The 21,411-nt window shown below is 55.4% G+C and carries 24 protein-coding genes; 14 read left to right on the plus strand and 10 right to left on the minus strand.

What is annotated here, in order from left to right:
* Nucleotides 1-239: 239 nt before the first annotated feature.
* Nucleotides 240-662, plus strand: a complete 423-nt coding sequence (locus ACGLHT_RS27300) for a hypothetical protein (RefSeq protein WP_274086017.1) — start codon at nt 240-242, stop codon at nt 660-662.
* Nucleotides 663-714: 52 nt separating this feature from the next.
* Here ACGLHT_RS27300 and ACGLHT_RS27305 read toward each other — a convergent pair whose 3' ends face one another.
* On the minus strand, nt 715-1,353 hold the full coding sequence (locus tag ACGLHT_RS27305) for an SOS response-associated peptidase (RefSeq protein WP_274121135.1): 639 nt from the start codon (nt 1,351-1,353) through the stop codon (nt 715-717).
* A 133-nt stretch (nt 1,354-1,486) separates the two neighbouring features.
* Here ACGLHT_RS27305 and ACGLHT_RS27310 point away from each other — a divergent pair, with 133 nt between their 5' ends.
* Nucleotides 1,487-1,660 (plus strand): hypothetical protein, encoded by a 174-nt coding sequence (locus ACGLHT_RS27310; RefSeq protein WP_274121134.1) that lies wholly within the window; start codon nt 1,487-1,489, stop codon nt 1,658-1,660.
* Between the two features lie 368 nt (nt 1,661-2,028).
* Nucleotides 2,029-2,232 carry a hypothetical protein gene (locus tag ACGLHT_RS27315; RefSeq protein ID WP_274121133.1) on the plus strand — a complete coding sequence of 68 codons (204 nt, stop codon included), beginning with the start codon at nt 2,029-2,031 and terminating at the stop codon, nt 2,230-2,232.
* Here ACGLHT_RS27315 and ACGLHT_RS27320 read toward each other — a convergent pair.
* Complete coding sequence (locus ACGLHT_RS27320) at nt 2,229-3,149, minus strand: hypothetical protein (protein ID WP_274121132.1); 921 nt, start codon at nt 3,147-3,149, stop codon at nt 2,229-2,231. The genes ACGLHT_RS27315 and ACGLHT_RS27320 overlap by 4 nt on opposite strands.
* A 419-nt stretch (nt 3,150-3,568) precedes the next feature.
* Here ACGLHT_RS27320 and ACGLHT_RS27325 point away from each other — a divergent pair, with 419 nt between their 5' ends.
* Complete coding sequence (locus ACGLHT_RS27325; RefSeq protein ID WP_274121131.1) at nt 3,569-4,603, plus strand: DNA-binding protein; 1,035 nt, start codon at nt 3,569-3,571, stop codon at nt 4,601-4,603.
* Between the two features lie 131 nt (nt 4,604-4,734).
* Entirely contained in the window at nt 4,735-5,940 is a 1,206-nt protein-coding gene (locus tag ACGLHT_RS27330; RefSeq protein ID WP_274121130.1) for a hypothetical protein, read from the plus strand.
* Nucleotides 5,941-5,969: 29 nt separating this feature from the next.
* Here ACGLHT_RS27330 and ACGLHT_RS27335 read toward each other — a convergent pair whose 3' ends face one another.
* The 5 genes from ACGLHT_RS27335 to ACGLHT_RS27355 form a co-directional block, all read right to left on the minus strand.
* Nucleotides 5,970-7,061, minus strand: a complete 1,092-nt coding sequence (locus ACGLHT_RS27335; protein ID WP_274121129.1) for a TrfA — start codon at nt 7,059-7,061, stop codon at nt 5,970-5,972.
* Between the two features lie 1,986 nt (nt 7,062-9,047).
* Nucleotides 9,048-10,436: a site-specific integrase gene (locus tag ACGLHT_RS27340; protein WP_274121128.1), complete on the minus strand. Its 1,389-nt coding sequence runs from the start codon at nt 10,434-10,436 to the stop codon at nt 9,048-9,050.
* Nucleotides 10,437-10,473: 37 nt separating this feature from the next.
* Complete coding sequence (locus ACGLHT_RS27345) at nt 10,474-11,319, minus strand: A24 family peptidase (protein ID WP_274086073.1); 846 nt, start codon at nt 11,317-11,319, stop codon at nt 10,474-10,476.
* Nucleotides 11,316-11,720 (minus strand): response regulator, encoded by a 405-nt coding sequence (locus ACGLHT_RS27350; protein WP_274086072.1) that lies wholly within the window; start codon nt 11,718-11,720, stop codon nt 11,316-11,318. Before ACGLHT_RS27350 ends, ACGLHT_RS27345 begins: the two co-directional genes overlap by 4 nt.
* 677 nt (nt 11,721-12,397) lie before the next feature.
* Entirely contained in the window at nt 12,398-12,922 is a 525-nt protein-coding gene (locus ACGLHT_RS27355) for a hypothetical protein (RefSeq protein WP_274121127.1), read from the minus strand.
* 556 nt (nt 12,923-13,478) lie between these two features.
* Here ACGLHT_RS27355 and ACGLHT_RS27360 point away from each other — a divergent pair.
* The 4 genes from ACGLHT_RS27360 to ACGLHT_RS27375 all read left to right on the plus strand — a co-directional run bounded on the left by ACGLHT_RS27360 (nt 13,479) and on the right by ACGLHT_RS27375 (nt 15,783).
* The gene (locus ACGLHT_RS27360; RefSeq protein ID WP_394520743.1) at nt 13,479-13,712 is read left to right on the plus strand and encodes a hypothetical protein; all 234 of its coding nucleotides are present in this window, start codon (nt 13,479-13,481) and stop codon (nt 13,710-13,712) included.
* A gap of 54 nt (nt 13,713-13,766) precedes the next feature.
* Complete coding sequence (locus tag ACGLHT_RS27365; protein WP_274121125.1) at nt 13,767-14,747, plus strand: IS5 family transposase; 981 nt, start codon at nt 13,767-13,769, stop codon at nt 14,745-14,747.
* A 77-nt stretch (nt 14,748-14,824) separates the two neighbouring features.
* Entirely contained in the window at nt 14,825-15,250 is a 426-nt protein-coding gene (locus ACGLHT_RS27370; RefSeq protein ID WP_274121124.1) for a hypothetical protein, read from the plus strand.
* Nucleotides 15,250-15,783 carry a site-specific integrase gene (locus ACGLHT_RS27375; protein ID WP_274121123.1) on the plus strand — a complete coding sequence of 178 codons (534 nt, stop codon included), beginning with the start codon at nt 15,250-15,252 and terminating at the stop codon, nt 15,781-15,783. The genes ACGLHT_RS27370 and ACGLHT_RS27375 overlap by 1 nt, the downstream gene beginning before the upstream one ends.
* Before the next feature lie 28 nt (nt 15,784-15,811).
* On the opposite strand, the gene ACGLHT_RS27380 is transcribed toward ACGLHT_RS27375, so the two are convergent.
* Nucleotides 15,812-16,099, minus strand: coding sequence for a hypothetical protein (locus tag ACGLHT_RS27380; protein WP_016487034.1), 288 nt, complete (start codon nt 16,097-16,099; stop codon nt 15,812-15,814).
* Between the two features lie 315 nt (nt 16,100-16,414).
* On the opposite strand from ACGLHT_RS27380, the gene ACGLHT_RS27385 reads away from it, so the two are divergent.
* Nucleotides 16,415-17,029 (plus strand): DUF6088 family protein, encoded by a 615-nt coding sequence (locus ACGLHT_RS27385; RefSeq protein WP_004374692.1) that lies wholly within the window; start codon nt 16,415-16,417, stop codon nt 17,027-17,029.
* Between the two features lie 36 nt (nt 17,030-17,065).
* Here ACGLHT_RS27385 and ACGLHT_RS27390 read toward each other — a convergent pair whose 3' ends face one another.
* Nucleotides 17,066-18,442: a heavy metal sensor histidine kinase gene (locus tag ACGLHT_RS27390; protein WP_181005135.1), complete on the minus strand. Its 1,377-nt coding sequence runs from the start codon at nt 18,440-18,442 to the stop codon at nt 17,066-17,068.
* 2 nt (nt 18,443-18,444) lie between these two features.
* A complete protein-coding gene (locus ACGLHT_RS27395; RefSeq protein WP_274121122.1) occupies nt 18,445-19,122 on the minus strand; it encodes a heavy metal response regulator transcription factor in 678 nt (225 codons plus the stop codon).
* A 208-nt stretch (nt 19,123-19,330) separates the two neighbouring features.
* Between ACGLHT_RS27395 and ACGLHT_RS27400 the strand changes: the two genes are divergently transcribed.
* From ACGLHT_RS27400 to ACGLHT_RS27415, 4 genes are all read left to right on the plus strand, one after another.
* Nucleotides 19,331-19,690, plus strand: a complete 360-nt coding sequence (locus ACGLHT_RS27400; protein WP_274121121.1) for a co-regulatory protein PtrA N-terminal domain-containing protein — start codon at nt 19,331-19,333, stop codon at nt 19,688-19,690.
* A gap of 167 nt (nt 19,691-19,857) precedes the next feature.
* On the plus strand, nt 19,858-20,400 hold the full coding sequence (locus ACGLHT_RS27405; protein ID WP_274121120.1) for a plastocyanin/azurin family copper-binding protein: 543 nt from the start codon (nt 19,858-19,860) through the stop codon (nt 20,398-20,400).
* Between the two features lie 147 nt (nt 20,401-20,547).
* A complete protein-coding gene (locus tag ACGLHT_RS27410) occupies nt 20,548-21,081 on the plus strand; it encodes a plastocyanin/azurin family copper-binding protein (RefSeq protein WP_004577569.1) in 534 nt (177 codons plus the stop codon).
* 79 nt (nt 21,082-21,160) lie between these two features.
* Nucleotides 21,161-21,409 (plus strand): DUF2933 domain-containing protein, encoded by a 249-nt coding sequence (locus ACGLHT_RS27415; RefSeq protein WP_003246761.1) that lies wholly within the window; start codon nt 21,161-21,163, stop codon nt 21,407-21,409.
* The last annotated feature ends 2 nt before the right edge of the window (nt 21,410-21,411 follow it).

Here is a 21,411-nt window from a genome sequence, read left to right on the forward strand (position 1 = left end):
TTGATCGACGGCCCGCTTTCAAAAGCAGCAAGGGCTGAAGTCGACCGGAAATACAGGGTTACTTCAGACCTTCCCTAAGCTCGGACGTCTGCTGTCCATCATCGACGCGGGCTTCCTGTGCCACTAGGGGGCTTTCACTTACTCAGGAAAATTTTCTTGTAGAGGGAATGGCGAGTGCAGGCGAGGCCGCGCTACATTTCAGGCTTCTGTAAGAGCCCTTCATCGTCAGGAGCACCTTCATGGCTGATAGCCTACCCGAGCGCATCAAAATGAAGATCACAATCGAGATCGATGCGCCATCTGATGCCCTGGAAGAAATCCCCAAGATGATCGATAACGCCATCGATGGGGTGAAGTTCGGATCTGCCAGCGGTAATGGCTTTCTCTTGGGACAAAAAGGGTCCTACGGCTACACCGTAGAGGACAATCTTCCGAGAAAACCAGCCACGCTTGAGACTCTGTTTGAAATGTTCGACGCCCAGCTTGCTCCTGGGGAGCTGACCTCTGAGGTGAGCATGGCCATTCTGGCTGTCGGCGGAGAGGATGCACTCCAGTGGTGGACCCAACTTGGCGAGCATGGGAGATACAGCTGGATAAACAAGCCAGGCATCAACACCCCGATCGACGCATGGCAGGAATATAAGCGCCAGCAGGGGCACTGAGCTTCATATTGCGCCTGGAACGCACCCTGCGAGCCTTTCTGCCCAGGAACGTTCATCCCCTAGCTTCGGCCTGGAGGCGATCGGCAGGGTACTGCTGCATGAAATCCATACTTCGCTCCGCCGGCGCGCGGAGCCAATCCTGGATCAGCCCGTTTGGCAGGATGACGACCATGCGTTTTTCTGAACCAGGCTTATGAAAATTTTGCATTAGTGCGTGGTCATCCGCATTAACAGTCAGCATCGTGTAGGAATGCAAATCGCCCTCAGGAGTCTTCCACAGTTCCCACAACCCAGCGATCGACATGATGCCGCCGTCCTTCCTGCTGATGCGGGTTGGGACCGATTTTCCTGTGCGCCAATCTGGTTCATAGATTGCCGCGGCCGGGATGATGCAGTGCTTCGCTTCACGCCAAGCCACTCGATAGGAAGGCTTGCTCGCCACAGTCTCGGTGCGAGCATTGTAAGTATCACGCCCCAACGTTCGTGTTTTCGCCCAAAAAGGCAAGAGCCCAAATTGGCCAACTAACGCCTCAAATTCCGGCCCTTCCTCATCAGGGGATTCAGTGTCACGCAGACGGATAAATGGTCCTTCGTAGCAGGGCCAGAGATCCATCTTGAACTGCCCCTCGGGAGCTACCCCAAATCCATCGATCAACCGCTGAGTTTCCGGGGCCTCATAGTGGCTGCACATGTCTGGGTTCCTTTTGGTCGGATTGAAAGCATAGCTTTTGACCCGCCGGAATAGGCGCCTGTTCGAAAACTGTAAAGGGTAGAGGCTCAGTCAAGATAGAGATTGAGTTAGCCCTTCAGATTGGAGAATCCTTGTGTACGAAGACCACCAGCTCATTTGCAGCAAGTGCAGCGAAGCCTTCACCATCCGCGAATTCAGTCCCAATGCGCTGGGCGACCTGGACCGCTGGCCGGTTGAATGTCCGCACTGCGGGGAAACCACCGTGGAGAAATCGGCGGGCTACTTCGAGGTGATCCAAGACCAATAAGCGAAGGGCGGGCCTCATGCCCGCCTACTACTCACGCTCAGTCTCTGGATTGCGACGATGGAGCTTTCAAAGGAATCCTGCAGGAGGCGCCGGTATGCAGCAGGAAAGTTGTTAGGGAATCCAGCAAGTGCTGCCAGGCAGTAGTAGGCCTCGTCATACTCGCCCCTGGCCATTTGCTCACGGGTTGCTTCGACCTCCACCCACTCGGCACCATCCAGGCATCGCACATCGAGGAAGCCATATGGGAACTCGCTGTGTTTCACGGAAGCCATGAAGTGAAGCAGGACCGCATCACCACAGGTAGCGCATAGGTCTATGCCCGGATCGCGGCACGCTGGATTGACGGGGAAGGCCGCTGGACGCTTGACTTGGCTGATCTTGAAGTCTCGAATGAAGGCGAGCGAGTGAAGGGGCAATTCACACTCTTCCTGAGCAATGCAGAACGTATTGCGGACAGCAATGAGTTGATCGTGTACGTGCAATCGATCGTCAATCAGCGACTGTTGAACAGCCTCGTATCCAAAGGCTATTTCTTGCAGGGGTACGATGCCTACCGCTTGCGCCAGGCCTAATCATCAGTCGATGGATTCTCAACTCCAAGCAACAATGCCCAGGTCCGAATTTCAGCTTCGAGCTCTGTTGCAGTACGACGCACATCAACGTTGTCCTCCGCTCGTTGGAGGAAGTGCTTCGGAAACAGGCCCAGACAATCAATACCCAGCGCATGCGCACTAACCAAACCGGCAACCTCAGCTCCTGTCTGGGCGCCAGATCGGATGAACTCGATTGGCCAGTGCTGGTGGACCTTGCCAATGACTTGGTACACCCAGGCATTGATGCTCTCCTGCGTCCAGCCATGCTTAGACAGTGTGTAGATACCGTTCCCGGCGACATTCAAGGTGCGCGCATTTGCAGCTGACATCGCCTTATAGAGGCGCCGGGCTGCGGCGACTGGCTCGATTGAAACCGGGATGGCCAGATAGGCTTCACCAGCCGCCCGCAGTGTCAATTGCTCACCCCGGGGTGTGAAATCTGAGGCAAAGGCGACGGTAATGTCAGCGCTCTTGGCATTCTCCCAAGTCCGAGGGGCGTAGCGGCCTGAGTCATGCTGTTCGATCCGAAGCAAGGGCTGCTTCGGTGTGGGAAGGCTGAACTCGGCATGGTGAACGTACCGGATTTCTGCGAGCGGGGAATTCTGACAGGCCCATTCGAACAGTGCGATGAGCCACCCCAAGCTGACATCGGGCGAGCGATCTTCAGTGTTTGGCTGACCAGCAGGTTGCTGGCCGCGCTGGCTCCGTTGTCGTTTCAACAGATTACCTAGGGGGACCATTGCATCTTTGCCAAGCACCGGTGCCCCGTCTCCTCCTACAAGCAGCAAATGACAACCTTCATCAACAGCAGCCTGGAGCAGCTCCATAGAGACCGCGTGACTGAAAACACATCGGCCCTTTTCCCAGAGCTCGACTGTCGCGACCGGCCCTTTCATTCCGTTTCCTGTGAGTTCAGTTAGAGCAAGGACGACAGAATACACTCGCGCTCGGCTCACCACCTCATCGCGGTATTGGAAGGCTGTATGTCTTCCTGCATTCCCAGCTTGCGGCCGCCCCTCTCAGTAACAGCCCCGACGATTAGTAGCCAAATCAGCCCCGCGTCCAAATTCATCCGTACGCGCAAAGTACGCCCTACACCCCACATGAAACCGTCAGAAATCACGTACAGGGCAATTTTTAGGCTATGACCAAGGATTACAGTTTTTATCCGATGTTATTTTTAGCACTTTTCTCTTACGCCTGACCTATACTATTACTGTAATTACTCGTTACGTAACACAAGTAACAAAAGTGCGTCGGTAAAATGCCACCTAGCATAGTTTTCGGATGCTGTCAAGAAAAAAGGAGGGCTGCCATGAGCCGCGTTGGGATCACAAAAGAGGAGGTTCGCCAGGCGATTGGGCAACTTCGGAAGCAGGGTTCCCCGGTTACTGTGCGCTCCATACAGGCCATCACAGGAGGCTCCTACTCCACAGTGCAGAGGCTCTGGAAGGAACTCCGTGATGAGGAAATTGAGATGCTGGGCGATGGCGGGCGCATCCAGACCGAGCTGCAGGCCTTGGTAAACGCGCTTCACGACAAGATGAAAGAGAACTCCGAGCGGATCGTTCGTGAAGGCGAGCAACGCTGCGAGGCCCAAGTCAAGGAAATGGAGGATGTCCTGGATGCCGAGCGCGTTGCGCACCAAGTCACCGTCGATCAGCTTGCGAAAACTGAAGGCACCCTTGCCGATCGCGAACGACTGCTGGGCGAACTGACTGACCGGTTGAATTCGGCCAACATTGAGTTGGCCCGTATGGCACAGGTGCTAACCGATACGCAACGCTCGCTAAAGGAAGAGAAGAGCTCGACCAGCAAGCTAACCCACGACCTACAAGCAGAGCGGGATGCTCATGAGCACTATCTCGCAGCCCTGAACGAGCAACGCCGGCAGGAGCAGGCGACTTTCGATAACGCGCTGACCTCTCTGCGAGAAGACAACCGCACCCTCTCGGCAGACAACATACAGCTGAGAGGGGAAATCCTGAGCCTGAATAAGCAACTGTCTGGTATGACCTCCCAGTTGACCGATCTGCAAGCGCAGAACAGGAGATTGACGCTTGAGGCTGACAGCGCGAAGGACAAGCTGCAGGTGGCGGAGCAATCACTCATGAACTTGAAGATCGAACTCGCCACGGTAAAAACTCGGCACTCGGAGGCCGAAAGGCAGCTTGAAAGCGCCATCAAGGAGAGACGAGAGACCGAGGAGCGACTGGTGGAAGCAAAAGCCGCTGCTCGAACTCAGAACAGCGAGGTGAGACGCCTTTCCGCCCAGCTGGAAGGCATGAAGGCAGAGCTTTCCTCCGGCACTAAGCCCGCGGAAGGACGTGGTACAGAAGGTAACACCTGAGGGCCTGGCAGATAGCCACCAGTTGTGCTGAATGGCATCATTCGTGTCGGTCGTTTGGCTCAACGGGGTTCCCAACCGCCGCTGGCCATCGATAACGCAGACAGGCGATCAACAAGTAAAGGATGATCTCGATGCAACTTCGTGCAGCAGCCTCCGGCCTGCTTCTGGCCCTCCTGGCCGGCCAAACTGTGGCAGCAAGCTTTGACTGCTCCAAGGCCAGCAGCTTCCCCGAAAAAGAAATCTGCCGAGATGGCTACCTTTCCGGGTTGGACGATTGGTTAGCCAGATCCTATAAGACCGCCCTGGAGGTAAATCCTGACCAGTATGAGGCGGTCCGTCAGTCGCAGCGTGAATGGCTCGCGACAAGGGATGCGTGTACTGACCAGAAGTGCCTCGACAACACCATCGGTACCCGCATCCAGGCGCTGGATCAATATGTGACGGCAGAGAAGGGGAAAGCGGCATCGGCTTCAGCCCAGGCCCAGTTCATCAAGCACCAGGAAGAGGAGGCTATGAGGCAGCGACAAACTGCGGAGCGCCTGGCGGCTGAAGAAGCAGCTCGACAGTCGCAGATCGAGTATCAGCGCCAGCAGGCGACCATCGAACTCCAGCAGAGCATTCAGGCCGCCCAAGCGATCGAAACTCAACGTGCTATCGAGAACCAGCAGACACCAGCCCAGATCCCGCAGTCCCAACCATCTCAACAGGTTGCGCAAACTTCGAGTGCAACCTCGACCTCGCCGTCATACCGCGCGCCGGAGAAATCACTGTGGCAGCAGTTCAAATCAAGCCCGGCCTGGAAGTACATGCTTCTGGCGGGTGCACTTCTGACAGCTTGGGCGATGTGGAGGCACCATCAGGGGCAGGCAACCATCTACAACGACTACACGGATGCCGCGATTACGAACCTCTTGCCAGCTGCAGGCGTGGTACTGGCCTTCTTGATGAATTGGCTCGAGCTGCCTCGACAACTTGCAATGGTCGCAGGCCTAACGGGTTTCATCCTTGCGTTGATGTTCGCGGTGTATGCGTCAGTGCGAACCAATCAGGGATGGCTGAGCATCAGCCTGTCACTCATCGCCAAAATGACTCTGGTGTCTGTGTTCTATGCGGTGCTCGGCGCATTGGTGGCATCACTATTTGTAAGCACCAAGTACAAAGGGGAGTCCCAGGCGAGAGCGAATGCAAGGAATCGAAGGGAGAAGAGAGAAACGATGGCCATGATCGCCGCGCTCACTACAGCCTACACCTTCCTTTCGGCTTGGCTGTGCCGGCGGCAAGAGTTCATCCCAGTTTCTGAATGCCTAGCTTTTGACTCGACCCCAAGCGTTGCTTAAGTCATCCCCGGAGGCGCGGTCACCGCGCCTCATGCAGATTCAGCCTCGGCGGCATCAATGTCCTCCGCATCCTCTAAGTCATCACCTACATCCGTAAGGATCTCCAGCTCTGAACGGATGCGAACCTTCGCTCCGATCTTCAGCCCTCGGACTATTTCGTCCCCGTCATCGTTCCTGGAGATGTCCCAACCAGGTTCAATCCAGGCCTTCGCCTGCCAGTCTTCGAATCGCTTTTTGAGATCCGACTTCACCCGCCGCTTGACCTTCTGATACTCGGATTTTGAACCGCTGAATTCGTGGTACTTCTCAAGCCCAATAGGCCATACGCCATCTCTATGGGATGCGATGAAGGGCAAAAGCTTGGTCCCAAATCGATCCAATTGATCCATGATCTCAAAGGGCACCAGGGTGGTATTCACACCATCGAAGAAAATTGCAGCGATCGGGTCAAGGTTAAGCAGTAGTCGCCCTGTCTTGTGGTTCTTTGCCTGGTTGGTCAAGAACCGCATGCTGATATCGACCACCGTATCATCTGACTCAATTGCCGCCGCGATTTCCTTGATCTGATCGCCGTAGCGATTCTTGATGTACTCGAGAAAGAAGTCCCTATCAGGCAGCCCGAGCGGCGGCCGTGTGAGCAGGTTGTAGAGTCTCTTCAGAGCAGGCTTGCTTGATATCCGCAGTTCGCCGCCGGCGAGGTCATCAAGAATCCTTCTGGCCTTTTTGAAATTCGCACCGGAGTCGTCGAGCTTGAGCCAGCGACAGACATCAGCCTGTTTGACTTTGACGGACTGGGTCAGTGATCTGCCGCGGGCCAGCACCATGATTCGGGCAAGGACGAGTTCGTGATCAGTAGACAGCGCCGGACCGCGGTACCAGATTGAGCCAGATCCCAAGGAGAAGATCTCTGTCCATTCCTGGAAGAAGAGGCCTTTGGGAATCTTGCCCGCTGAGAAGAGGGCTGAACGGACGATGGGGTTGCTTTGCTCAAAGAAGCGTTCGTTCGTGAAAGGGAGAACGCCCTGACCTGATTCCAGATCGAACTTTGTTTGCAGCTTGAATCGCCTGTCATCTACAGCTACCTGCCGTACTTCTTCAGGTGTCAGCTTCAACTCGGTCATGGCCTATCTCTCTTACTTTTCGCGTGTCGTCCGTCTCGACAAACCTGATGCAAAGGATATATTCCCTCACCTTGATTTTTTAGTCCAAATCAAGACCGTTTTCGCATAAGCCGTTCTGAGATCCGCTTTGGCGGTTCGGATCGCCGGAATCCTGTGAGCGCTCAGAGCATTCCGGCCCGAAGAGGATCAACCCACCTGTTCGGCATCTCTCATACCGTACACAGGATTCCGGTCGATAAAACCGAGCAAGGCTTTGCTGTATCCCATGAAAACCGGTGCGCTCACAAGAATCCGGTTACCGTGGCAATACGGTCCGAAGCTTGAGCGCTCACCAGATTCCGGCCGGGAGAATGAGCGCTCTTTGAGGGACCGCTCAGGAAATTCCGGTCCATTCTGCGGAGTGCTTATCTCCGACCGTGCATACAGGGCTGGAAATACGGGCCGCTCACAAAATTCCGGCCGGCGTATCGGGCCCGGTCTTCCGCTGAAAACCCTGCCGCCTTAATCCTCGGAACGCGCTGTTGTGATCTTCCCCGCCCGGATAGATGCCCCACGAGAAGAAGACCAGGCGGGCATCCGCACACAGAATTCCGGTCACCCTCTGCCTCCCTAGCCGGCGCGCTGCCGGGCGCTCACCAGAATCCGGTGTTGAACGGTGTAGCGTCCAGCGGGACGCTGCGCTCATGAAATTCCGGTGTTCAGACCTCTATCTCAATCGCACTGCAGCTCTTGCCCCCATGCTTCTCATATTTGCAAAGCCCCGGGGGAGTGGGTGTACACCAGATTCCGGTTCACCCAAGAGCAGTCATTTAGCCTTGCGCTCACGAGATTCCGGTCTATCAATCGCGATGATTGGCATGCGCTGGGCACCGCTCAAGAGAATCCGGTCTTGCTGAAGGGTAGCCACCGTCACGCCAATTACCGCTCAAAGGAATCCGGTACCAGTAAAGCAAACCCTGGACACCCGTTATCTCAAGGCCAGCCCCTCTGCACGTTTCCCAGCTCATGGAATTCCGGGAGATCCAGCATGCGGGCCTGGTCGTAATCGCTTCTCCCTGGTCGCCGGAGCCCCTGATGGGGCTGGGATATTGCGTCAACCGCGCGCTCAATCCGCTGTTGCTGGGTCCCGTACCACTCTTGTGCGAGTGCCTTGTTGTACCCGCTCACCAAAATCCGGTCGATCTGCGCATCGCTTTGTCCGACTTGCAGAGCCTGCTTCGGACAAGGCGTACACGAAATTCCGGTTGGTCTCGATGAGCATGTTGGCGCAGGCCGGCAAGATTCCCTGGCGCTCGCAAGATTCCGGTCCCCGTTCCACCTTCATTGCCTCCCCTGGCGCTCAGGAGATTCCGGTTCGAAGAGCAAACAGCAGCGGGCAGGGGCGTTGTGGGAAGCGCTCAGAGAAATCCGGTCTCGCATTAGCCGCATTCCTGGCCTGAACGCCCTCCAGTTCCACAAATTCCGGTTCAGAAGTGGCTTTACCCGCACGCTCACAGCATTCCGGTCGTTAGCCAGGCGGGACTCAAGCTGTATGCAAAGAAAACCGAATTCAGTTTTAACCCACTGATTTTAAAGGCGATTTACTGATTATCCGGCAAAGTAATGCATTTGCCATGCACAGGTTGCGCACAGCTTAAGCACAGGTTATCCACTAATTTAAAGCCGGTTATCAACAGGAGACCGGATTCCAGTGTACGCCACCGGAATCCCCTGAGCGCGACCGGAATCTTGCGTGCATCAACCGGAGTCCTTTGAGCGCTGACCGGAACCTCGCGTACGGCTACCGGATTAGGCTGTACGGGTCCCGGAATCCGGTGTACAGCCTCAAAGCAGCCTACGGTAGACAGGGCTTGGGGTGCAGCCATCTGTCCACACCCTATAACCCCATTCGGTAACCCCGAGAAAGATAACCCTGTTTTTTAACCCGGAAGGTAAGCCGATCGCAGACTAATCCCTGTTGTTGCTTGCGCTAACCCGCCCGCTGGATCAGCGCTTGACTGTCAGGCCTTCAACTTCGGCCGCACGCTGATCGTCCAGCGAGTTGTAGTAGATGTCCTGAGTCGTGCTCATCGACTTGTGCCGGAGATCGGCCTGAAGGTTCTTTGCATCACGATGAGGAGCATCAAAGGTCGCCCCTGTGTGACGAAGCCAATGCAGGGTGGCCACACGTAGGTCGTCAACTTCACAATCCGATCGTCCCTCCTCGTGCATTCGCTTCAGAGCTCGATCAAAGACCTCCTGAACAATGTTCCGCACCTGGCGATCGCTCAATCCTGGGGCACCATTCAACTTTGTGAGGAATGGGGCCTGCTCTCCCTTCAGCGGCAGGGGCGTGAGATTACGACTCTGACGGTACCGCTTCAGGTACTTGAGGTAGTCAGGCTTCACTGCAATGCGCGCTTCCACGTTCCCTTTACCAACCACCTCGTACCACCAAGTTTCATCCTCCTTGACGAACGAACCCATCGTTGGGGTCCATAGCTGATTACCTACCAGGTCCGAGACTCGTAGGTACATCGAGAACAGAGAAGAGACAATGAACAACGTGCGCTCATGAGATTCCGGTGCTTCGTTAGCCATGAGCTCCGCGGTCTCAATCACGAAGTCCCACTGCAGCTGAGTAAGGGATTTCCCTCCACTTCGTTTGGCTGTTGTCCTAATCCAACGACTTTTGCCCTTGATCGCCTTGAAGGGGTTTCCTTGAGCCAGGTCCTCCTGGGTCAAAAATTCGAAGAACGAACTACAGATGGAAAAAACCTGCCGGATACTGCCCTGAGCCATTTTGTAACCAGACACCCCCAACTCCTCGCCGGCTTCCTTGGCTCTCTTTCGATCACTTTTCGAAATCTTTATGCCGAAGGGGCGCCAGGCAGGGTTCGGTTCGTAGACGCCCCCCCTTGGGAGGAACCTCTGGCGTACAGCATCTCCCACCCAGCTCACGGGCGGAGCCACGTTGAAATCCATGAATCTCTCAGCGTCAGACCGGCGCAAGTCCAGAATCGATTTCCCAGCGATGATCCAGGACCACAACAGGATGCGCTCTACCTGCGTGCGATAGGCCTTAAACGTGGTTGCTTGGCCGCTATAGGACTTCAAAAACGCTCGAGCATGGGCGAGGTCATTTGCTGCCGGAATATGGGGAGCGAAAACCTTTAGGAACTCCTCAATCGCAGGCCGCTCTGCAACATACTCAGCAGCCGAAGACGAGAGAAAGGTTTCGTAGGTATCAAACAGTGGGGAAGGGCGGGCGCCACTGTTAGGTGTTTTTGCTGGAGCTGGCAAGCGGACCTCGGAGCAATAGAAAGCGAATACCCCAAGGTTAACCGCGTTGCTTCGTAGCACAAGCCAAGATTGCCCTTGAAGCGCCCAGATCATGGGGCGCTCAGGAAATTCCGGTCCCGGTTTTCAGCGTTTACCGGTACAGAAGCCAATGATTGATTTCACTGCCGAAGACCAGGGAGATCACCCCACCTACGATCAGACCAGGGCCAAACGGCAGACAGCGGTCCTTTCGGCCGAGTCTGATCGCCATCCCCACAGCAGCAGTGGTCACGCTGGCGATCAGCAAAGTCGCGGGCAACACTTGCCATCCACCCCAGGCACCAAAGAGTGCAAACAGCTTGTAATCTCCCCGGCCCAAGCCCTCAACACCGCGGACGACGTAGAAGAGCTTTCCTATCGTCCAGAACGTCATATATCCCACCACTATCCCTGCAACCGCGTCGTGCAAAGACGCGAATACGCCGAAATAGTTGGCAACCAGACCGAGCCAAAGGGCTGGAAGTGTAATCGCGTCTGGGAGCAGCATATCCTTCAGGTCGATCAGGCAAAGGGCTATGAGCATCCACAGCAGCCCTATTGCGGCACAGGCAGCAGGAGTTACACCGTAGTGCCAGGCCAGCGACGCGGAGAGGAGGGCGGTTGCCAACTCAACGGCAGGGTAAGTGATGCTGATCTTGGTACCGCAGCCTGAGCATTTGCCGCGTAACGCGATGTAACTCACCACTGGTAGGTTTTCCCAGGGGCGAATCTTGTGTCCGCAATTGGGACAAGCAGAGGAGGGCGACGACAAGGTGAGTCGGTCAACTGGTTTGCTTGAGGGTAGGCCCAGGCATTCCTGAGCCTCAACGGTCCAGGTGCGTTCCAGCATGATCGGCAGCCGGTACGCCACGACGTTGAGGAAACTCCCAACCATGAGGCTCACAAGCGCAACGATGCCAATGAAGAGTTCTTGGTCTGCTTGGAGTATTTCAATCACGCTATGACAGACTCCCAACCTTTGGGGATGAAACCAGGGACGTAGCGGCGAAGGGACTCCATCATTTTGTCGAGAGTAGCCGGCTTCACGATGTAGCCGGCAGCGCCAGCTTCGACTGCCAGGCGCTTATCTTCCTCAGCGGCTTTGCTCGAGAGAACGATGATCGGCGTGATGCTGAGCTCGCCATGGCCCGAGCGGAGTTCTCGAATGTGGGAAAGGCCGTTGTGCCATTCGCCCAGGTACACATCCATGAAAATGACATCGGGTTTGAACGTCGGCACCACCTGCAGGAGCTCCTGCAAGGTACCCACCATTTTGACTTCATCGAACAGTTGATCCGCGCATTTCTGGGATACGTAGGCGTCGGTGCGAGAGTCGTCGACAATCAGGGCCTTGGACATAATGACCTTCCGTTTGTTGTGAATGCTGGAAACCCATATCGAGCACGATCCAGCGGGCAACGTCAGCCTATCGACGCCCTTGGCCAGGTCAAACCAAAACAGGGGGCCGGAAAACGTCGGCCAGGGTAGGCGGCGATGAGCACCTGCAGTCAAACCAGAATTACGCCTCCAATTGCTGGCGGGTTAGCTGCAAGCAACAGCGGGGTGCGATGCTCGGTTTAAGCCTTGGGGTTAGAAGCAATGTGGTTATTAAACGTGGGATTACGAACTGGGGTTATAGGGTGTGGATAGATGGCTACAACACGCAGCGGGCTTGTGTTTACAGTGCATCTTGACGCGCACAGCTTTCCGGTGTTAGTACACATTATTCCGGTGACCGCTCATGGATTTCCGGTGACCGTACATGCTAATCCGGCCACCGCACATAGAACTCCGGTAGGCGCTCAACAAATCCCGGTCCCGCACATCGAATTCCGGTAGCCTGTTGATAACAAGGCCATTTTCTGTTTACAACCTGTATATAAAATGTACGTAACTCCGCATTTCCGCTTAACTTATAAATCGGAAGTCCGAACGGAATAGTCTTTCGTCAATATATAAGGGCAGGGTAAAGATGGATCTTTCCCTGTGTCTTGCTGTCTTTACGTCAACCCCATAATTGGCGGTGCTTGTACGATTTATGGATCTTTGAATTGTCTGGCGATGAATGCCCGTTGTTTCGGATCGAAGACATGTATTAACACCTTTTCCTGGAACCCATTGCCATTACTGATGTACACCGGCTGCCGGAATACCACCAACGGCTTATTTGGCAAGCCAGCAACAAAGCGCTGGGCCTTTCCAAAGAGTATTTTGGGACGCTGCTGCGCTTGGCCTGGCGAGAAAGAGTTCGTGGGTGATCCTTTTAAACGCCGGCCATTCGCTACGAAATCTATCTTCACAGGCTTTCCGCGGAAGGCCTTTTTGCCGTGAACGATGAAGGGCACGGCCTCGTTAGCGTAGTTGTGCACCCTAATCTGGCGTTTGCCGGCATGGTTGTGAGGATTATTGGCTAGCTTCTGTACATGCGAGTGGCCGCCGCGATTAAAGTCCCGCGCCAATAGTTGTCCATCGTTGACCTGGGTGTTGGGAAACGGCTGGGAGGCGCACAGCGGACTGATGAGGCAACTGGTCAGCAAGGGAATCAGTGTGAGCGAACGCATGTTGGGACCTCCGTTCGGATTCCCCGGAATACCCACAAATGAAGTATGGCACAGTCAGTTCAGCCTGGTGTTAGGCCCATTCTGAGTCTTCGCACTCATGCATGAGTGATGTAGGTGACTCTTAAATATCGTAATTATGCTATCTCATTGAATTTATTATAAAAAAACCTAAAGTGATTTTTATATCCTGTAAAAAAACAAACTAAAAGGTATTTTTTACATTTTTCAAAGACCAGCTACGCTGATAACGAACTGTGATCTATCGAAGGATGCAGGGAGGGAACATGGGGCAAATTTTGCTGCGGGAGGGCTTGGTTGTCGTCGCGAGGGGGCATGTAGCAACAGTTAATAAATGCCTTCCTAACTTGACGATTGAGGTTGTCCTAAAAAAAGCAGTGAAAAGTTAGTTGTCGATATTGACGAAATTGAGCATTTACCCTCAAGGGATGAGGATAATATTAATCTGCTTCAAGTTGAGTCGCTGTCAAGCGAGTCGGTAGTGCCCCTGGAGGAGTTGCAGGCCGCTCAGTCACAGTTCGACTTAATAAAGAGATACTTGGCAAAAGAACTCAACTTGACTCAGGCGCTAGAGCAAGCCGGCGTCTCAAATGGTACCTTTTATAGAAACATTAAGTTTTATGATGAAGAAATTGGTCCAGCGTCTCTGCTAAGGATGAAGAGAGGGAACAAGAAAGGCTCTAGAAGACTCATTAAAGATGTCGATGACGTAATAAAACAGGCAATCAAAGAAGCGTACATAGGAAAGTCGGCAACCATAGGGAAATCCTGAAGAAGACTTCCTGATTTTGGCAAAATGCCCGGACTCCACCCGCCGAGTTTTCCGATGAAGCAAATGACCTTCGCCGATGCCGAGTACGCCGGCAAGCGTAAGCAGACCCGCAAAGAGTTGTTCCTGATCGAGATGAATCAGGTGGTGCCGTGGCAGGGTTTGATTGCCCTGATCGAGCCACATTACCCGAAAGGTGATGGTGGCCGTCCGGCCTACCCGTTGATGGCGATGCTGCGCGTACATCTGATGCAGAACTGGTTTGGCTACAGCGATCCAGCGATGGAGGAAGCGCTGTACGAGACCACCATCCTGCGCCAGTTCGCCGGACTGAGGCTGGAGCGCATTCCCGACGAAACCACGATCCTCAACTTCCGTCGTCTGCTGGAGAAACACGAGCTGGCTGCTGGCATCCTGGCCGTGATCAATGGCTGTCTGGGTGATCGAGGCCTGTCGTTGCGCCAAGGCACCATTGTCGATGCCACGCTGATCAATGCGCCGAGTTCGACCAAGAACAAGGACGGCAAACGCGACCCAGAAATGCACCAGACCAAGAAGGGTAACCAGTTCTACTTCGGCATGAAGGCGCACATCGGTGTCGATGATGAGTCGGGTCTGGTGCACGGCGTGGTGGGCACGGCGGCCAATGTGGCGGATATCACCCAAGTCGACAAACTGCTGCACGGCGAGGAAAACATGGTCGGCGCCGACGCGGGTTACACCGGCGTCGAGAAACGCCCTGAACATGAAGGCCGAGAGGTCATCTGGCAGATTGCCGCCCGCCGCAGTACATACAAGAAGCTGGGTAAGCGCAGCCCTTTGTACAAAGCCAAGCGCAAGATCGAGAAGGCCAAGGCCCAAGTGCGCGCCAAGGTCGAGCACCCGTTCCGGGTGATCAAACGGCAGTTCGGTTATGTGAAGACGCGCTTCCGTGGTCTAGCGAAGAACACCGTGCAACTGGTGACACTGTTTGCGCTGTCGAACCTGTGGATGGCACGCCGACACTTACTGAGCAATACGGGAGAGGTGCGCCTGTAATGACGAATTATCCAAGGTGAAGCGCCATTTTTGTCGTTTGACAGTCGCTCACCGGTACACCAAGGGGATGCGCTCAGATGAGCCAGGAGATCGAGCGGTACCTGCAGGCCGGTACCCGCGCTAACACGCGGCGCAGCTACCAGCAGGCGCTCGAACACTTCGAAGTCACCTGGGGTGGCTTTCTGCCGGCGACCAGCGATGCCATCGTGCGCTACCTGGTCGATCACGCCGCCACGCTGTCCAGTAACACCTTCAAGCTGCGCCTGGCGGCACTGGCGCAGTGGCACGTCAGCCAAGGCTTCCCTGATCCGACCAAGACCCCCTGGTCCGCCAGATCCTCAAGGGAATCCGTACCCTGCATCCGCGTCAGGAGAAGCAGGCCGAGCCGCTGCAATTACGCCAACTCGAGCAGTGCGTGTTGTGGCTGGAGCAGGCCGAGGGGAGAGCACGAGCGGAGGACGACTGGCCGCGGTTGCTGCGCTGTTGTCGCGATCGTGCGTTGATGCTGATTGGCTTCTGGCGGGCGTTTCGCAGCGATGAGCTGTGCCGCCTGCAGGTCGAACACATCCAGGTGCGGACCGGGGAGGGCATGCAACTGTTCCTGCCCTGGAGCAAAGGTGATCGGGACAACCAAGGCCAGACCTTCAACGCGCCGGCGCTGGCCAGGCTGTGCCCAGTACAAGCCTACGTCGACTGGATCAGTCTTGCGGGTATCGCACGCGGGCCGGTATTCCGTGGAATTGATCGCTGGGGGCACTTAGGTGAGCAGGGCTTGCACCCAAATAGCGTTGTCCCACTCATGCGCGCCGTACTGCAGGCAGCAGGGCTGCCTTCGGAGCTGTACAGTAGCCACTCGCTGCGCCGCGGGTTTGCCACCTGGGCCACCCGCAGCGGCTGGGATATCAAAGCGCTGATGCAGTACGTAGGCTGGAGCGATGGGCAATCCGCATTGCGCTATGTCGAGAGCACAGGAGTGTTCCCTGGGCAACTGAGTGCGCTACAACACATCTCAAACTGGCCCGAGGGACTGCCATAAGACCGCCTTCCGCGGCCCCGATCTGCACCTAGCTGCGCACTGGGAACACCAGCTCGTCATGTGCGGTGCAAATGAGTCGATGATCCAGCACATGGAAAATTGCAGGGTTCTTGGCATCCTGGGCACCCACAAAGAAGAGGTAACTGCGGGATGCCTGCTTGTCTTTTTTGGCTTTTATGTTCTCTTGCCGGGCTATTTCCAGCTCATTTTTCAGTCGCCCGCGGGCAGCTGCTGACCACTCGCTCCAAAGGACGACCACCTGGTAAGGCGTTAGTTTTTTCTCTTCCCATTCGCCCGCGTTGAGTGAAATGGTCAAGTGTTCATGCTACAAAGACGCGCTGAGGGAACGCTGGTCGAGGCAGTCCAGGTTGTACTGCCTGCGAGGCTGAATGGATCCAATGACTGGACGATGGAGAAGCTGACCGAGCTGATAAGGGTCTATGACCGGGACGAACGAGTCTTGGGCTACGACTTCAAAACGGCATCAGGCCAGACCTACTCGCACAGAGATTGCCTGTACTCACAGGACGGAGCCAAGCACCAGGTCTATTGTTCGATGATGTGTCCCGCATGAGATGGTCGCCACCTCTGGTGGTTCTTGGCAGGGCCACTCACGAGGTTTGACAGGACAATGAAGGCTCTTCCGGAGAAAATCCTGGACATCATTCAACAGCTTCCAGAAGGTGAGGTTCTGACACCTAGCAGATTCCTGCATCATGGTTCTCGCCATGCTGTGCAGCGAGGACTCTCTCGCCTGGTCGAAGGTGGAAAGCTGTTTCGCGTTGCTCGGGGCATTTATGTTGCCGCAGTCGAAACTCGGTTCGGCGTGCGCCCGCCGGCACCGGAGAAGGTTGTCCACTCGCTGGCTAATGCGCTGGGTGAAGTGCTGGTCGACCACGGGGCTCGTGCCGCGAATAAATTAGGGCTGAGCACACAGGTTCCAGTTCGCTATGTCTTTCTAACCGACGGACGCTCTAGGGAGCTTCAGGTAGGCAAGACCACCGTGTCGATTCGGTATGCGCCTCGATGGTTGATGGCTCTAGGCGCTACTGGAGCGGGGGAAGCCATTCGAGCATTGGATTGGATTGGCGAGGCAAGCGTGGGGTATGCCGTTTTCAAACTTCATAAACTACTACCCGAGAGCGAATGGGGTGATCTGGTGTCAGCTCACCGCTCGTTACCTATCTGGATGGCGAATGCAATCTGCGCTCAGTCGAGTTGCACCCACCCTGTCAAGTTGGGCTAGCGGTTTAGCTGTAGCCTACTTACCGCCAGATCGGCATCATCTGGAATGGGGCAATTCGATGTGAAAGCCCGTGAGGCCGGCGGCTGAGGTGCACCAGATGCGGCCTTTGTGAGCCTCAATGATGGATCGGGTGATGGCAAGTCCGAGCCCGGCGTTGCTCGGGCTTCCCTCCCGCCGAGCGGGGTCGACCCGGTAAAAGCGGTCGAAGAGCTTCTCTAAATGCTCTGAGCTAATTGTGTCCCCTGGGTTCTCGATGCTGAAGGTGGTGGAGTCCGCTGCCTGGCGGATCAGAACCGAAATTGTCTTTCCCGCCGGCGTGTAGCGCAGCGCATTGGACAACAAGTTGGATAGCGCACGATCAAGCATAAGCCGATCTCCCAGTACTTGGCCTGTGCCAATGAGCGATAGTCCAATTCCGTGCTCTTCGGCCAGTAGATGGTAGTAGTCAAACAGTTTGAAGACTACGTCAGCCAGTTCGATCCTGGCTTGCTCTGGGATGATTAAGCCATTATCAGCCTTGGCCAAGAACAGCATGTCATCAATCATTCGTGACATGCGCTTAAATTCTTCCAAGTTGGAGTAGAGATTCTCCTCGTAAGCGGTGATGTCGCGCTTATGGCTCAAGATCACCTCAGTATGGGTCATGAGGTTGCTAACGGGTGTTCGTAGTTCGTGTGCGATGTCCGCCGAGAAGTTGGAGAGTCGAATGAAGGCCTCTTCAAGTCGAGCCAGCATCGCGTTGAAGGACAGAACTAACTGCTGAAGTTCTTGCGGTACTGGTTCGAGAGGAATTCGCTCCTGCAATGATCGGGCGGACATCCCGGAGGCCACGCGAGTGACTTGCCGCAGAGGCTTGAGGCCGCTTCGAGCAACCACCCAGCCTAACGCGGCACTAACCAGAGCACTGATGATCAATCCAACCCAGAACCATCGCTGCAGCGTGTCGAAAAAGTGTGTGTGATTGGTGACGTCGAGAATCAGCAGGGCTGTAAGTGGTTCAGGTTGGTCGGCTACCGAAATTTGTGCCGTCATACCGCGGTACATGTGCTGTCCGTTCTGCCACTCCCACATGCTCTGCTCGTTAGCACGCCTGAAGCTTTCAGGAATCTCGACTGCTCTGGGATCGGAAAAGAGAACCGCGCCGTCGCTAGAAAGGATGGTTGCCGCCAGGTCCTGATGCGCTCCCAGCAAGGCTCGCAATTGCGGTAACTCTTCGGAAAGGCTTGCTCCGCCGCGGGCATTATTGAGGATATGCTTGGCTGATTCGAGCTTCTCAACCAGGGCCTGCCGATCCAGCATTCTGAAGTGGTGCTGACTGAGCATATTGAAACTCAGTCCTGCTACCGTCAGAACTGCAATTACCGCAGACATGAACATCAGACTCATGCGTGCTGTCAGCGAAAGGTGCTTCATATTCACTCCGGCGCATCCATCATGTACCCCATGCCGCGGGCGGTATGGATCAGCTTGAGATCGAAATCATCATCGATCTTTGCGCGTAGCCGGCGTACAGCAACCTCGATGACGTTGGTGTCGCTGTCGAAGTTCATGTCCCAAACCTGAGAGGCAATCAGGGGGTTCGGGAGGACCTCGCCGCGCCGGCGCAGTAACAATTCCAGGAGGGAAAACTCCTTGGCCGTCAGGTCAATTCTTTTCCCGCCACGGATCGCACGCCGCTTCATCAGGTCGACTTCCAGATCAGCAATTCTCATAGTGGTCTGCGTAGGAGAGCCATTACCTCTGCGCAACAGCGTTCTGACCCTGGCCAGAAGCTCTGAGAAAGCAAATGGCTTGATCAGGTAGTCGTCCGCGCCAAGCTCCAGACCTTTAACGCGGTCTTCCACACCATCGCGTGCGGTCAAGAACAGCACAGGGACATCTTTTCCTGCCGCTCGCACCATGCGCAGCACTTCCCACCCGTCCAATCCAGGCATCATCACATCCAGGATCAGAAGGTCATAGGACTTGCTCAGAGCATGCTGAAGGGCATCTGTACCTGTCATGACCCGGTCGACATTGAATCCGGCCTCGGTAAGACCTTGCTGTAGGTACGCACCGGTTTTGGGTTCATCTTCAGCTACAAGTAGTTTCATGCGAGCAGATTCCAAAAGTCGGGTGGCCTGAGTTTGCAGGCAAACGGCACCACCAACCAGAAGCTTACGAAAATGTAATCCTGGCTTCAGGTCACTGACAGGGGGCTTTGTCTAGGGTGCAAGCATGAGCACTGGGTTGTGCTCACGGCTCTCGTTAAGACCCAAAGCAGAGTGCCGATTACAGCTTTCCCTGATGGAGACTGCCCCTATGAATTCGTTGAAACCTTTACTTCTGGTTGGTTCGCTGCTGCTTTCTTCTATGGTCTGGGCCGAAGGGGGGGGTGATCGTACCTTTGAGCGCATGCAGCAGATGCGCGACAAAGCGGAAGCCGTGCTGATCCAGGCAGAGAAGGCCCCAGTCGGCGAGCGGCATGTGCATATGAAGGAGCACATGAACATGCTCGAAGACCTCATGGGTCAGCTGCACAATGAACATCCTGCTCCAGGCATGTCTGCCGAAGATCATTTGGCCTGGATGGAAAAACACGACAAGTTAGTAGACGACGTGCTGGGTCAAATGATTCGCGAGCACAAGCTGATGATGGCCGACAAAGAGTGCCATAAGTAAGAGTTTCCCCCATCTTCCAGGCCTTCCGTGATTGCTCCTTTGACCTAGCGGCGCCTCAATGGCGCCGTGCTTTTTTCAAGCTGACGCAATTGTAGTTTTGGGGTCAGCGGCCTGGCAGGAAGCGGGGAATAGCATGAGATTTCCAGCCTACCTAGCGAGGTCTCACCATGAAACGCATCCCTCTTAAACTGCTGATCAGCACCACTTTTCCGGCATTTGCCGAGACCAGCGACAGTAGCAATGGCATTGGGCAGCAGGCCCAGGCGACGCCAGCGACTCGTACCATCTTGGTAAAGATGGACGACATCAACTACAGCCAGAAAACGATCGATGTGAAGCCAGGTGAAACCGTGCGCTTCGTTCTGAAGAACGAGGGCGCGTTGATGCACGAGTTCAACATCGGGCAGGCAGCGTCCCAGCTGGAGCACCAGCGCAAGATGGCGTCCTTGTTCAAGGACGGCACACTGACCCCGACCGGCATGGCCGAGCGCATTGTCTGGCATGAGCGTTATGGCACGGGAGACTCCAACCCTCCAGGCTATCCGGAAGTCATCAAAGCCAAGCATGACGACCCGAACGCGGTTCTCGTCGAGCCCGGCACAACCAAAGAGTTCGTGTGGACCTTCCCTAAGGCGGGCAGTTTGAGCTTCGCCTGTACATTGCCTGGGCATTACCAGGCGGGGATGGTCGGTGAGTTTGCTCTGCGTTAGTCCGGCACCGGTGCTACCCGTTGGCCGCGAGCTGGGTAGCACCGATTTGACGAACCTTACTGCGATGTAGTTTTCACGTCAGCGTACCGCCAGCTGCACCTCATTAGCATCGGGACTCATCCCTCCTCAACACCTCAGAGGCACACCATGAAACTCAGACCCGCTTTCATAATCACCACCCTTGGCTTGCTGCTCAGTGCTGCCAATGCGCTGGCCAGCCCGGGCCACAAGAAAGACAGTATTGGGCAACCGGGAGACGGTCAGGCAGTAGATCGCACCATCGAAGTCCGGATGGGGGACATCTTCTTCGAACCCAAAGCAATGGAGATCAAAGCAGGCGAGACAGTTCGCTTCGTCCTGAAAAATGACGGTGCACTGCTACACGAATTCAATCTTGGCAAAGCGGCATCCCATGCCGCGCACCAGAAAGAGATGGCCGCGATGTTTCAGAACGGCACGCTGTCCCCTACAGGTGTGCATGACATGAGCAATATGGGCCATGCCATGGGCGGCATGAAGATGGTCGGTATGGAACACGATGACCCCAACAGTGTTCTTGTCGGACCTGGAGCAAGCGAAGAGTTGATCTGGACCTTCTCCGCCGCCACCGAACTGGAGTTCGCCTGCAATATTCCAGGACATTATCAGTCGGGAATGGTCGGTAAGGTGACCGTACGCTGACGTTTATTGATACTCGCCAACTCCGTCCAGTCTGAGACACCTATACTGATCCGGCCGCCATTGAAACGAGGCTATTGTCGTGGACCATACCCATCACACCAGTACCACTGAGCCGCCTTTTTGGAAGAGCAAGATTGGCATTGCGCTGATCATGCTGGCCGTAATCGGCATCTTCTATGTAGCGCGTGAGCATTACGGTCATCTTTCGCAGGCCCTGCCGTACCTCATCCTGCTGCTATGCCCGCTGATGCATCTGTTTGGCCACAATCACGGCGGGCACTCCCACTCCAGCAGCACCGCTGTTTCCAAGGACGAAGAAAGGACATAGAT

Source organism: Pseudomonas sp. PsB (assembly GCF_043658375.1).
GTDB lineage: Bacteria > Pseudomonadota > Gammaproteobacteria > Pseudomonadales > Pseudomonadaceae > Aquipseudomonas > Aquipseudomonas putida_Z.